Origin of the sequence: Synechococcus sp. MIT S9220, assembly GCF_014304815.1 — a bacterium.
Lineage (GTDB): Bacteria > Cyanobacteriota > Cyanobacteriia > PCC-6307 > Cyanobiaceae > Synechococcus_C.
Genome location: NZ_CP047958.1, coordinates 711,398 through 724,755, shown reverse-complemented (window position 1 = coordinate 724,755; position 13,358 = coordinate 711,398). Strand labels below are relative to the sequence as shown.

Here is a 13,358-nt window from a genome sequence, read left to right as displayed (position 1 = left end):
GGCACTGATACTGCACCCCTTTCTTCCATGAGCATTAGCCAACACATTGATGGTTCAATCCTGCCGTTTCCCTCCAGGCCGTCGGGAAGTAAGGCTGGAACGACGATGCAGGAATCAACATACAGTCCACTTCCTGCTCCCAAGTACCTTCCGGACGATGCACCCAACATTCTTGTTGTACTGATTGACGATGCCGGCCCTGCGCTGCCGGATTGTCTTGGTGGTGATGTGCACACGCCGAATCTTCAGGCTGTGAAAGACGCGGGCGTGGGTTTCAATCGCTTCCACACCACAGCGATGTGTTCACCGACACGAGCATCTCTGTTGACTGGTCGCAATCACACCTTTGTGGGCAATGGCCAGATTTGTGAATTAGCCAACGACTGGGATGGCTATTCAGGCAAGATTCCAAAAAGCTGTGCACTGCAAGCCGATGTTCTGCGCAACTACGGCTACGCAACAGCGGCGTGGGGCAAGTGGCACAACACACCAGCCACGGAAATCACTGCTGCTGGCCCTTTCGACAACTGGCCAACCGGCCTGGGATTCGAATACTTTTATGGCTTCCTGGCAGGTGAAGCTTCCCAATATGAGCCGCATCTGGTGCGCAACACCACAGTGGTGATGCCACCGAGCAGCCCAGAGGAGGGCTACCACATCAGTGAAGACCTGGCTGACGACGCCATCAACTGGCTGCAGACCCACAAGGCCCTCCGCCCCGATAAGCCCTTCTACATGTATTGGGCCTCCGGAGCCCTGCATGGTCCTCACCATGTGAACAAAGAGTGGGCCGATAAATACAAGGGCAAGTTCGACGATGGCTGGGATGCCTACCGCGAACGCGCCTTCAAGAACGCCAAAGCTAAAGGCTGGATTCCGGAGAACGCCCAGCTCACACCACGCCACCCGCGGATGGCAGCTTGGGACTCCATTCCTGATCACCAGAAGCCCTTCCAGTCGCGTCTGATGGAAGTGCTGGCTGGCTTTGCTGAGCACACTGATCATCAGGTTGGTCGAATCCTCTCCGAAGTTAAACGGCTCGGCTATGAGGAAAACACCCTGGTGGTCTACATCTGGGGTGACAATGGCTCCTCTGGAGAAGGCCAGGATGGCACCATCTCTGAGCTGCTTGCTCAGAACGCCATTGCCACGGAGATCGACGAGCACATCAAGGTGCTCGATGACCTCGGCGGACTAGATGCCATTGGCTCCCCGCTGGTCGACAACATGTATCACGCAGGCTGGGCCTGGGCCGGCAGCACGCCGTATCAAGGTCTGAAATTGATGGGGGCTTACTTCGGAGGCACCCGCAACCCGATGGCCATTAAGTGGCCCAAGGGAATCAAGCCTGATCCCAAGCCTCGCGCCCAGTTCCACCACTGCAACGATCTGGTGCCAACAATCTACGAGCTGGTGGGAATCACTCCACCCAAGATGGTCAACGGTGTCACGCAGGATCCCGTGCACGGCACCAGTTTTGCCTATGCCTTCAATGCCCCTGATGCTCCTGGCCAGCTGAAGACCCAGTTCTTCGACATCTTTGGGTCACGCTCCGTTTACCACGATGGCTGGATCGCTGGTGCCGTAGGACCTCGCCTGCCCTGGGTGCAGGGAGTCGACCCCGACATCCTCACCTGGTCCCCCGACACCGACGACTGGGAGCTCTACAACCTCGAGGAGGATTGGAGTCAGAGCAGGAACATCGCAGATCAGCATCCCGAAAAATTGCAGATGCTCAAAAATCTGTTCCTGGTGGAATCGGCCAAATACAAAAATCTTCCGATTGGCGGCGGCCTCTGGACCATCATCTTCCACCCCGAGATGAAGGTGGCACCGGAAGCAACATCGTGGGAATTACCGGGCACCATCACCAGAATTCCAGAGCCCTGTGCACCACGTCTCGGCGCGCTCGACAACAAGGTCTTGATTGACATGGAAATCCCGGAGAATGCCAGTGGCGTGCTTTACAAGCTTGGTGCTAATTCGGGCGGCCTCACGGTGTTCATGGATCAGGGGATTCTCACCTATGAATACAACCTGTTCATCATTGAACGCGTCAAGCTGCGTTCCTCTGAGCCACTTGCGGCAGGGCGACACCAACTGGAAATCCTGACCCAACACACTGACGACAACCCAAGGGGACCACTGTCAATCAAGTGCACCCTCAATGGCAATCTGCTGATCGAGGGCATTGTGCCAAGACCAGCAGCTTTGATCTTCACGGCCAATGATTGCCTTGATGTTGGCCAGGCACTGGGATCTCCGGTTTCAATGGAGTACCGCGAGCGTGCGCCGTTCAAGTTCGACGGCACAATCCACACCATGAATGTGGAGTACCTCTAACAAGTCAGTTGGCCAAAATCATTGGCACGAACCCTTATCTCTGGAGCAGATTTCTTAAGGAGTCTGCTCTTTTTCTTTGAGCTCCAAGCTCAAAAAGTAATTCAGGAATGTGCGCACCAATGCCACTGCTCCCAGCTGAATCAACGCCGATGGTTCGCGGCTGATGGTGGTTTGGACCACATCAGCACCCAGCTGAAACTCCAGCGCCAGAGCCACCCATCCACCGAAGGTCAGGCGTGCTGCAGTCAGTGGTCCCCGCCGCATGAGATGCGGTGGAATGGCCCTTAGACGCAAAGGCCCGCCGCGACTGAATACCGCAATCAAGCCAACCGCAACAGAAAGCACGGACAGGTACTCAAGAATCAAGCGCAATGCTTCGGCTGAATGCGTCAGCAGATGTTCAGACCATTCCATCAATGATTGCTTGCAGTTTGGGGTGATTGTGAATGGCAAAGACAACGATCACCAGTTGCTCAACAGCAAAACGCTGCAATCAAGCACGATTGGGAGCAGTTCAGGATGACGTCATCTATAGCGATTTCTACGCTGTCGACAGCGGTCAGCCCTTCCACACGGATGAGCAATACCAATACGGAGCTGGCCAAAACCCGAAATCGCGCCGCGGCGGAGCGCACAACCCTGGCCTGGATCCGAACAGCCCTGGCTCTGATCAGTTTTGGATTCGGTCTCGACAAAATCCTCAGCGCCATCCGCGATGCTGGAGGCGAGGCCAACAGCGGTAACGACGTCGGCGTGCAGCTGATGTCGATGGGATTCATCGGGGTGGGCATTTTCACTTTGCTGATTGCCATAAGGCAGCACAAACGTGAACTGGTGCGCTTGCGCAATGACCAGTACCTCTACCGCGATGAGCCATCGCTCTCGATTGCCACCGCAACAGCTGTGCTGGTGATTGGTGTAATTGCCTTTCTGCTGCTGCTGTCTGGCTTTATCTGAGCTCCAAGCCCTTTCCAGTCCACTTCCGAATCTTCCTCTGGTCTGATGTCAATCCTGATTTCTCTGGCCCTGTTTTTCATCATGGTGTCTCTGGGCCTGAATCTGCCCAGTCTGCAGTTCAACTTGCTGAAACACAGACCAGCACTGATCTTGCGCGTCTTGTTGGCAACCTGCGTGGTCTTGCCACTGGCGGCTTTGCTGCTGCTGCGAACCCCACTCGGCCAAGGTCTGTCTCCTGCCATCACAACAGCGGTGATGCTGATGGCGATCTGTCCGAGCGCGCCGATGATCGCTCTGAAGAGCAGGAAGTTGGCGGAAAATCCAGAGCTGGCAACACGATTGCAGTTCTGGTCTGCCTGTGCCGCCATTATCAGTGTGCCGTTATGGGTCACTCAGCTGCCATTGGAAGCGGGGGAGACCATCTGGAGCGTTGCCTCGAAGGACGTTGCCTTCCAGGTCTTCACCGTGCAACTGATTCCGCTGCTTGTGGGCGTGTCATTGCGGCGCTGGTGTGCGGAATGGTCTGAGCGCTGGAATCCGGTGTTTCAGAAAGGCGCGAGCATCCTCTTGCTGGTACTGCTGGCCCTGATCCTGATCTTGGCGTTGCCGAAGGTGACGCCGATGTTGATTGGCAACCTCAGAGGAGCCTTGCTGATGTTCGTCCTCACCTGGATCGGCATTGGGCTGGGATATGTCATTGCAGGTGACGACCACGACGAACGCAGCACACTTCCTTTGGTGGTTTCTATGCGTAATCCAGGTCTTGCCCTGCTCATCATTCAAGGCATGGCTCCTAACGCGATTGACCTCAAAGCTGCAGCGGTGGGGTACGTCGTCGTGACGGCAGTGGGTACAGCACCGTTCATGAAATGGCGCCAGGCCAGTGCAAGCCAGGAACAGATCACAGGAGACGCTTAGACCGAATCTATGAAAACCCCATCTGATCAGGAGCATTTGCTGAAACAGAATCCTCGCAACGGAGCCGACGTGGCTTCCTTGCTGCTGGGAGCTGTAGTCGGCTACGCCATCAATCTGAACATACCGCTGCTCGCAGACGTCACGGTCAGCTGCATCGTTTTGATTTTGCTGAGCCGACTACGCAATCGCTTGAAAACACCAGCGCAATGGTGGGGAAGTATCGGGCTCTGCTCAGGAAGTTTTCTTGGAACAGCGGCCTCGATGGTGAACGAGATGCAGCAAGGAAGTGCGGCAGCAGCTGCACACTCACCTTGGGAACGACTATGCCTTGTCGTCTTACTGGGAATCACGGGCGTGTTTGCTGGTCGTCGTGTGGGCATCACCCCCGACGCTGTTGAAGGCCGATCAATCGGAGACCTGCTCAGGTCGCTCAGCGGAACATTCACCGGAGTGTTTGGTGTTTTAGTAGCGATTGCTTTTGTATTCAATGGCCTTGAAGAAGCACGCACACTCTCCAGCAGGCTCACCACATCACTAACCATCATCATTCTCGGCCTGGTTGGACCTGGTTGGATCAGTCATCGCTTGAAAACCTACCAACGCAATCAACCGCATTAATCCAATCCAAAGCGCATCAAAAAAGGTGATGCTGCTCCGAAGAGCAACATCAACATCCAAAAGCTGATGAATCAATTCAATCAGCTCTTCTTGGCATCCGTCTCCTTGGGGTAAATCTCAAGAGTGACCTTGTCAATCAGTCCGCCATAGGCGCTGTAACGACGAGGACCAATCGTCTTGACCGTGACCGCCGAGCCACGATCGAGACCAACATCAGCGCCTTCATCAATGGAGAATCGAGACGCGATGGTCTGATCAATGCGACCAAGTGCAACCACTTGATCATTGATCTTCATCCGCACATCGGCACCTTTACCAACACCGCCACCGTCGTAGTCGATCTCAAAACGAAGCTGAGATTGGCCGACTGGCAAAGACTGATTGCTGGTGAAAGTATACAACTTACCCATGTAGTTGTAGGTGTAAGCAGGCACATTGTTCTCCACATACAGAGACCAACCACCAAAGCGACCGCCCTGGGAGAAGATCACTCCATTCTCTTTCTGGCCTGGCTTCACATCCAACTGAGCCGTAATGCTGCTGGAGGTGTTCTTCACGTTGAGGATCGAGTCCTCGACCATGTTCCAGGCATAGGGATACAAATCCATGGACGTCCGATCACCCAAAAGTGTCGGCCGACCAGCAACAGAAGGAACAAGACGCTCGAGCAGACGATCATCCAGCGGCAACACCTGATTTGCAATGGCCTCTTCCATGAACTTCTTCTTCATGGCAACAAGGCGGTCCGGTTCCTGATCGGCGAGATCATTCGAGAGGCTGAAATCCTTGGTTGTGTCAAACAGCTGCCAACCAGAATCTGCAGCAACCGGATTCATTCTTTTCGGCGCCATCCAGGGATACATCACTGTTGTGCGCGCCATCCAGCCGTTGTGATAGATGCCTCGATTACCAATAATCTCAAAATACTGCGTATTGTGCTTTTCTTTGGCGTCTGGATTGTCAAAGGTATAAATCAGACTGGTTCCTTGCATTGGGATCTGATCAATGCCATTGATTGTGTTGGGCATCGGCAGATTGGCCGCCTCAAGAATTGTTGGGGCCACATCATTCACATGCGAGAACTGTGTGCGTAGACCACCACCTTGTTGAATGCGTTTCGGCCAATGAATCACCGTACCGTTGCGTGTTCCACCGAAATCACCTGCGACTTGCTTGGAGAGAGCAAAGGGTGAATTGAAGGCGATCGCCCAGCCCATGTGATACATGGGATAGGTGGTGGGACCACCCCACTCCTCAAGCTTGGCCTCCTGTTCGTCAGGCGTTTCTGCAACGCCATTGAGGTAGTGGTTCCAATTCCACTGACCAGTTCTATCCCCTTCGGGGCTGGCGCCATTATCACCAGTGATATAAATCACCAACGTGTTATCAAGCTCGCCAAGATCCTCAATCGCCTGGATCAAACGGCCAGCTTCATAATCTGAATACTCCGTGAAGGCAGCAAAAACTTCGGCCTGACGTGCATAGATTTTCTGTTGTTGTGGCGTGAGGCTGTCCCATTTGGGAATGCTGTCTGGCGCCTTGGCCATCTGAGTGCCTTCAGGAACAATCCCTGCCTTGATCTGATTCTGAAGATTGCGCTCGCGCAGAACATCCCAGCCTTCGTCGAACTTGCCTTTGTATTTGGCAATCCATTCCTTGCTCACATGGTGAGGGGAGTGAGAACCGGCGGATGAGTAATAGATGAAAAATGGTTTATCCGGTTTGATCGATTTCTGCTGCCGCATCCAACCGATCGCCTGATCGGTCATGTCTGCAGTGAAGTGATACCCCTCTTTCTTCGGTGCATCCACAACGGTGACACCATCGTGGATCGTTGGATCCCACATGTTGTCTTCCGCCCCAACAAAGCCGTAGAACTTCTCGAATCCCTGGCGCGTTGGCCAACGGGTCTGGGGGCCGGCTGCCGTGGTCTCCCTGCCTGGCGTTTCATGCCACTTGCCGAAGGCACCAGTGTTGTAGCCGTTCAATCGGAGAATCTCAGCAACCGGCTGGGCATAATCCGGCACCACGGTGGAATTACCCGCATAACCGGTTGCGATCTCTGGGATCGAGCCCATATTCACCTTGTGGTGATTGCGTCCGGATTTCAAAGCCGCCCTGGTCGGCGCACAGAGAGCTGTGGTGTGGAATTTGTTGTAGCGCAGGCCATTATCAGCCAGCTTTTCCGCCGTCGGCATGTTCACCGCACCGCCAAAGGCAGAGGGTGCGGCAAAACCCACATCATCGAGAAGAATGATCACCACATTGGGGGCATCCTTGGGTGCCGTCACCTCAAACTGTGGAGGCAATGGGACCTCAGAAGGGAGAGCCTTGGTGACCTTTTCAGGCTTTGGCTCGGCAATCGGCAAATTGGTCCGATCCAGGTTTCCACCCAAGGCCTGCTTCTGATCCGTACAGGAGGTGGAAAGGCTTGCGAGCAACAGCAATCCACTACCCACAGCGAGATGGCGGATCAGCTTGGACACATTGACTTGATCAAGCATGCTGATAAAGCGAATGAAGAAGTGAACAGACGTACGGGCCAAGGAAGGCCTCGCATTCAACTCAGCAGGCACTGCCGGTTAGAGGACCCTCTCAAGAGGCATGATTCTCAACAAGGCCAAGGGATAAGAGACATCACCTTCTGCTAGCTGCAGGTGCTGACTGGCGAATGAGACATTGCTTAGATCTGCCCAATTGGGACCAACCATCCGGTCCGAGCCGAACAGCAGACCTAGCTTTCTGAATGAGAGCTGCTTGAGGAGAATGCCTTGCCTACTCGCTCCACGCTTTACCGCTTAGCCAGTGCCATTGAACTGATCACAGGCATCACTCTGCTGTTGCTGCCTTCTGTGGTGATGCCCTTGCTGTTCAACGCAGAATCCTCTGCCGCAGCCGAACGTCTCATGCAGCTCTATGGCCTGGCGCTGCTCGGACTTGGCGTGGCCTGCTGGGAATCCCCCTGTGCGTTACCCGCAAAACGGGGGCTGCTGCTTTACAACTGCAGCGCCGCAGTGCTGCTCATCACCCTGAGCTCTCAGCAGCTATCAGGCGGGGCTGCGGTCTGGACCGGTGCCCTTATTCACATAGTTCTTGGCGGACTGATGGTTCGTGACCAGTTCGCCCATATCTCAGGCTGAATCAGCCGCACAACGGAAGCCCATATGGCAGGTTGCCGTGTCGGTGGTCTGCCCCATCAAGGCTGCCGGCCTGAAGCGATGGCAATAGTTCTCGGCGCACAGAAATGATCCGCCCTTGATGATCCTCCGCTCCTGTTCACCCTTGGCAACGGGGAACAATGTGGAGGTCCACTCCCACACATTGCCGCACATGTCGATCAGTCCATAGCCGTTGGGCGGGAATGTCCCCACGGGAGACGTCCAGAACCATCCATCCGTTTGTTCGTTTGTCCAGGGGAACTGCCCCTGCCAAACATTGGCCAGCCACTGACCATCGGGCGTCATCTCTTCACCCCAGGAGTAGTTCTGCTCCTCCAGACCACCTCTGGCAGCCACCTCCCACTCTTCAGCGGTCGGCAGACGTTTGCCGACCCACTGGGCATAGGCCAGCACATCGTCGTAGGCGAGATGCACCACAGGGTGATCCATCAAGTCGTCGATTCCTGAATCAGGCCCCTGGGGATGCTTCCAATCGGCTCCCTCAATCAAGGCCCACCAAGACATCGGTTGATTGCGATCGACCGAAGGCGGAGGCGGAATGAACACCGCCGACTCTGGATTCTGCTGGTCCGGTGGAAGATTCGGATACAGCACAGGATCGGGTGGCTTTTCCGAAACGGTGACGTAGCCGGTCTCCGAGACGAAACGCGCAAACTCGGCATTGGTCACCGGAGCGGCATCGATCAAGAATGAGCGGATCTCAATTGAACGAACTGGGGCCTCCTCCGGATAAAAAGAATCAGATCCAATCGAATAGTTACCTGCAGGGATCGTGATCATCTGATCGCGTCGGTCAGCCATGTCAATGAATCAATCAATTAATCAATGAATTCAGGGTATTGAAGCGAAGATGAGAGAGCTGCAAAGATCACAATTTGTGAGCAGACATGAAACGTCTTCAAAGAAAAAGCACCTTGCTTGAGTCAAAACGACTTAAGCAAGGTGCTTCACCAGGAGGGAATCAAGTCTTTCAGACTGATTCAGCCCCCTGTCGGGAACAGGAATTGGGCCTGAAGCCGGAATGTCCAGTCTCCGGCAAGCGTTTCACCAGAAATCTCAGGCTTGACAAGATTGTAATAAGCGCTGAGGGAAGCATTGATGGGCTGAGTTCCAAGTTTAAAAACACGTCCAACACCAGCACCAACTGGAACCATCCAACCTTTATTGTCTTCATTCATCCAATTGGCGGTAATAATTGGAGAACTTGTGAGGTACCACCCCTTGGGAAGGTTGTAATTCAAAAACGGCTGAATCAACATCGTATTGACATCTTTTTTACCACCACCGGCGAATGACCAAACATTATTAATCAAACCACCGGCAACAACTTTTCCTTTGCTGTAAACCAGAACCCCTGTAGGACCAGCACTCCAGCGTCCCGAGCCCAGCCCTGAATCGGTTGCAGAGGGAATAATCAATGTTGGACCCACCCCGACGGTGAAATTTCCCTTCAAAGTCGGCACAAAAAAGACCGAAGGATTGATGTCACCCAAGCCCTGGATGCTGGTGCCACGAGCCGATGGCTGAGAGATGAACGGAACAATCGTTCGGGTCACCAGCGTTAGCCCTTCACTTACCTTGAAGGGAACAACGGGTTGCACGTTGACAACATTCTGAGTCTGATTGTGCTTGGCATCCGGATCAATAACATTCGGAGCCCATTGGCTGCTCGGAGTGCTATTCCACTGAATCGGCAGACTGATCAAACTTGCAATCGGGTTCTGCGCCGCTTTCGCCAACGAGGCATCCTCTGCAGAGGCTGATTCACCAGGAGTCACCGTGACCGGCTGATTGTCAGTACCAGGCTCTTGTGAGCTAGCTGGTGCCTGTGCAAAGTCGCCTAAGACGAGCGGCGTGAAATCAAATTCAACGTTCTCATCAACTAAAAACTCCGACGGTTCTCGCGCTTCAACAGCCAAGGGGAGCAGAAGGGCGGCAAAGCTCCACAAGCCGATGAAACGAAAACTTTGACGAAAAAGCGAGCCCATCAGCAAATTTAAAAACATGCGATATTAAATACCTTTTCGCAATTAGGCCAAGACTGTTCTCAAAAAATCCGCACGATTGGGATCAGATCAAGCTGCACGACTTCAATCATGCTCCTACGGTTCGGCCAGTCTCCATTGTCTTCGTGGTTCGTTATCTACCCCTCGCACTCCTTACACCACTAAGCGCCCTATGCGCGGAGGCCGTAGCACAACCTCAGGACAAGTCTATTGAGATTCAAATCGACCACTCAGACGTTGCTGCACTGGCTAAAAACAACAGCCAAGCCCAAGTCGGCGGAGCTGATTCAGCCGATCAATCTGAGCCACAAATTCTGAATGCTGAGATCAACGAAGGGAACGACTCCGACGCTGCGGGTGTGATGGAACCCTTGATCCTGAGCCAATCCAACGAAAGTGCTTCTGAAAGCGAAGACGAACAAGACGAGGAAGATTCCTGGCGCGTTTATCTTGACTTGTATGCCTTTGCACCCCTCTCAACCAATACAACAACCCAACTGAACGGCGGCAATCCAGTGGATGCACATTCATCCCTAGCGGATGTCTTGGCGAGCACCAGAATGGGATTAACCTTTAAAGCATCTGCCGAATATGGACGTTTCGGTATCTACTCAGGGGTCAACTATGGCGCTGCTTATCAATCAGACAATGCGGTGAGCTGGAAAACGACCAATCCACTCCGAAAGAAACTTGGGATTACCTCTGATCGGATCAAAGTGAATTCCAAAGGAAAAATTGATGCCACTGTAGAGACAAGCCAATTTATTTATGATCTGGCAGTTCGTTACCGCGCTGGAGCCATTCAAAAGCCAAAGATGAAACAAGGAAGTACTAGTTTTGTCGGCTTCGTTGGTGCCAGATTCATTGATGGTTGGATGACTACAACTCTTGATGTTGAAGGAGATACCACACTTTCCGCCAATGGAAAAAATTTCAGCAGAACACAAACCAAGGAATTTGAAAATTCAGCAAGTGATACCTGGGCTAACACCTGGGTCCAACCACTGATCGGCATGCTCGCCACCTATGCCATCAGCGAAGACTGGCAGGCTTTTGCTTATCTCGATGCCGGTGGTTTCGGATTGGCAGGAGAACGGGACCTCACCGGAACAGCACAGGCAGGAATCGCTTACGCCCTGGGCAATTCAGCGCAAGCCTCGCTTTCTTACAAGTATTTCGGGCTCGACTATGCCGGGGGCGGATCCGGTAATGGATACACCTCCGCTCAGAGCGGTATCAACTTCGGCCTGCGCTGGCTGTTTGATTGATCAGCACTGCCGTGCCTCACTGGATTTCATCGGTTGAGGCTTGCGGCCACAGCCACTGCTGTCTTGGATCCACTGGAAATGGCGCCTTCAATAAAGCCGCGCCAACCCTCGCCATTGTCACCCGCTCGGCGACACAGCCAGGCGTTTCCTGAATCTCCAGGCAATAGCGTTCCTTTTCGGCCCACACAAAGGGTTGGGTCCAGTGAATCCAGGTGCCGCCAAGCTCCACGTGAAATCCGTTGCGATCGGTACTCCAGGTGCGACCACCCAAACGATCGCGCGCCTCGAGCACCAGCACGTTCAATCCACGCTTCCGCAGATCACGGGCAGCGGTCACGCCGGCAAAGCCACCACCGATCACCACCACATCAACGGTTGTCATGGTCACAATCAAAAAATCAGTCAATGGTCTGTCTGAATCAGCTCGGGCGGAAGGAACCCGCCCGAATTCAATCAACAGGGTGTGTGAGGTCGAGACGAAATCAGACCTTTTCGATATCGCCAAGTTTCCAGGTGCGGTCAAACCACTCTTGCCCCGGGCCGTAGAGACGGAAAATGCCGAACCATCCCTTGCCTGGCACGGTCTTCACCCAGTTGACCTCCATCCCAGCCGGTGCTTGCGGGCCGAAATAGAGATCAATGCTGCCATCAGCATTTTTCACCATATCGGCGTTGCGCTTGTTGTTCTTGCTGGGATAGGGCATGTCGCCGGTCTGCAGCATTGAACGCGTCTGAGGGTCATAGACCACAAACGACCAGAACTTCTGAGCCGGAGGATTCGCTGGAATATTGAGTTTGTAGGTGTTGGAGCCATTGAGATAAGCACCACTGCCGTCTCTCGAGCTGAAGGCGTACTGGGACCCCACACCTGGAATCTCCAGAGCCATGGCTGGTGTGTTCACCGTTGCCAGATAGAAGAACAACGTGCGGCCATCCATATCGCGACCACCGTTGCCCTTGTTCACCAGATATTCATGACTGCCGCCCGGGAAGCCGGTCTGCCAGTACCCAGCCTTGCCGGGGTAGATGAAGTTCTTGGGATCTTTAGGGCCGAACAGAATCGAACGCGCCGTGGCGTTGCCGATGGCGACGGCCTCGGTGAGCAGCGCTTTCTGCTCCGGTGAAGGGTTGAACGGCTTGCCTTTCTCAATCCCGATCGATGATGCCATACCCAGCAGTTCAGGAGAGAACAGGTCGGAAGGCTCCCGTTGAATCACCTCATCAAGCTCCTCATAGAACTTGAAGTTGTTGGCATGGATCGTGTTGGTCTCCCAGTCCGTGAGGTTCTTGAAATTGTTGGCTGGAGGATTGGCTCGTAGTGCGTAGGGGTAGACCTTCAACCCACCCTTGAAGGCATTTCTGGCGGTATCTGTTTTGCCCTCATCATCGAGAAAACCGCGCAGGATCAACCAGTTGATCTTGCTGGGAGTATTGGCCACGAAATAGCCATCGGTGTTGGCCGGAGTGGTCTGGCCTGGACCGATAATCAGATATTTTCCGCCCTGACCACGGTCTGGTCCCGGGCCACCCATGTCCACCACAAAGCGGAAGAATGCATCGTTCACCGTGCCGGGGCCTGTGCCAGCTGGCACCTCAACCACAATGGGACCGTTGGAGAGATCCAGGAATGCCGTGGCGTAAACAGTGTCGGTATTGCCGGTCAACCAGAGCGACCGGGAACTCATCAGCTCTTCAAACAAGCCGATATCGCGGTTCACCTGCATGCCGTAGCCATCACGGTGCCCCACGTAGAGCATCTCGAGCGATGCCGCCGGCATGAAGTTCAGGAAGGTCTGCACACCACGGCCAAGATCCACCTGACGGCGGGCCTTGGCCATCGTGTCGTCATCGGGGAAGCCATCGAAATAGTTGAACGTACCGATCCGGGTCTGCACCCTGTTGGGTGTCAACACATCCTCAGGAATGGTGGTGTTGTAGCCCTTGGGAACAACGTCAGCGGCCTGCAAGGCTGAACCGCTGCAGGCAAGCAACAATGCGGAAAGGAGAGCAGAAGGGAAACGAGTGAAAGGAGTCATGGTTGAGAATGAATCGTGGTGTTGATGGGTTCA

At 54.1% G+C, this 13,358-nt stretch carries 12 protein-coding genes; 6 read left to right on the top strand and 6 right to left on the bottom strand.

Features of this window, described 5'->3' with window-relative positions:
* Positions 1-27 precede the first annotated feature (27 nt).
* The gene (locus SynMITS9220_RS03695; RefSeq protein WP_186990811.1) at positions 28-2,343 is read left to right on the top strand and encodes an arylsulfatase; all 2,316 of its coding nucleotides are present in this window, start codon (positions 28-30) and stop codon (positions 2,341-2,343) included.
* 54 nt (positions 2,344-2,397) lie between these two features.
* Here the strand turns inward: SynMITS9220_RS03695 and SynMITS9220_RS03690 are convergent, their stop codons facing one another.
* Positions 2,398-2,757 carry a DUF1622 domain-containing protein gene (locus SynMITS9220_RS03690; RefSeq protein WP_186990809.1) on the bottom strand — a complete coding sequence of 120 codons (360 nt, stop codon included), beginning with the start codon at positions 2,755-2,757 and terminating at the stop codon, positions 2,398-2,400.
* A 162-nt stretch (positions 2,758-2,919) separates the two neighbouring features.
* Here SynMITS9220_RS03690 and SynMITS9220_RS03685 point away from each other — a divergent pair, with 162 nt between their 5' ends.
* The 3 genes from SynMITS9220_RS03685 to SynMITS9220_RS03675 are packed head-to-tail and all read left to right on the top strand — an operon-like array spanning position 2,920 to position 4,836.
* The gene (locus SynMITS9220_RS03685; protein WP_186990807.1) at positions 2,920-3,300 is read left to right on the top strand and encodes a YidH family protein; all 381 of its coding nucleotides are present in this window, start codon (positions 2,920-2,922) and stop codon (positions 3,298-3,300) included.
* Between the two features lie 45 nt (positions 3,301-3,345).
* Positions 3,346-4,218, top strand: a complete 873-nt coding sequence (locus SynMITS9220_RS03680; protein ID WP_186990805.1) for a bile acid:sodium symporter family protein — start codon at positions 3,346-3,348, stop codon at positions 4,216-4,218.
* A 9-nt stretch (positions 4,219-4,227) separates the two neighbouring features.
* Positions 4,228-4,836, top strand: a complete 609-nt coding sequence (locus tag SynMITS9220_RS03675) for a hypothetical protein (RefSeq protein WP_186990802.1) — start codon at positions 4,228-4,230, stop codon at positions 4,834-4,836.
* A gap of 80 nt (positions 4,837-4,916) precedes the next feature.
* On the opposite strand, the gene SynMITS9220_RS03670 is transcribed toward SynMITS9220_RS03675, so the two are convergent.
* Positions 4,917-7,382 carry an arylsulfatase gene (locus SynMITS9220_RS03670; RefSeq protein ID WP_255483208.1) on the bottom strand — a complete coding sequence of 822 codons (2,466 nt, stop codon included), beginning with the start codon at positions 7,380-7,382 and terminating at the stop codon, positions 4,917-4,919.
* Positions 7,383-7,607: 225 nt separating this feature from the next.
* On the opposite strand from SynMITS9220_RS03670, the gene SynMITS9220_RS03665 reads away from it, so the two are divergent.
* On the top strand, positions 7,608-7,976 hold the full coding sequence (locus tag SynMITS9220_RS03665) for a hypothetical protein (RefSeq protein ID WP_186990800.1): 369 nt from the start codon (positions 7,608-7,610) through the stop codon (positions 7,974-7,976).
* On the opposite strand, the gene SynMITS9220_RS03660 is transcribed toward SynMITS9220_RS03665, so the two are convergent.
* Entirely contained in the window at positions 7,968-8,816 is an 849-nt protein-coding gene (locus tag SynMITS9220_RS03660) for a formylglycine-generating enzyme family protein (protein WP_186990798.1), read from the bottom strand. The two genes, SynMITS9220_RS03665 and SynMITS9220_RS03660, sit on opposite strands and share 9 nt — an antisense overlap.
* A gap of 179 nt (positions 8,817-8,995) precedes the next feature.
* Entirely contained in the window at positions 8,996-10,021 is a 1,026-nt protein-coding gene (locus SynMITS9220_RS03655; protein WP_255483207.1) for a neuromedin U, read from the bottom strand.
* Positions 10,022-10,146: 125 nt separating this feature from the next.
* Here SynMITS9220_RS03655 and SynMITS9220_RS03650 point away from each other — a divergent pair, with 125 nt between their 5' ends.
* Entirely contained in the window at positions 10,147-11,289 is a 1,143-nt protein-coding gene (locus tag SynMITS9220_RS03650; protein WP_255483206.1) for a hypothetical protein, read from the top strand.
* A gap of 16 nt (positions 11,290-11,305) precedes the next feature.
* Here the strand turns inward: SynMITS9220_RS03650 and SynMITS9220_RS03645 are convergent, their stop codons facing one another.
* Positions 11,306-11,671, bottom strand: coding sequence for an FAD-dependent oxidoreductase (locus SynMITS9220_RS03645; RefSeq protein ID WP_255483205.1), 366 nt, complete (start codon positions 11,669-11,671; stop codon positions 11,306-11,308).
* Positions 11,672-11,771: 100 nt separating this feature from the next.
* Positions 11,772-13,325 carry a DUF1254 domain-containing protein gene (locus SynMITS9220_RS03640; protein WP_186990796.1) on the bottom strand — a complete coding sequence of 518 codons (1,554 nt, stop codon included), beginning with the start codon at positions 13,323-13,325 and terminating at the stop codon, positions 11,772-11,774.
* Positions 13,326-13,358: the final 33 nt, after the last annotated feature.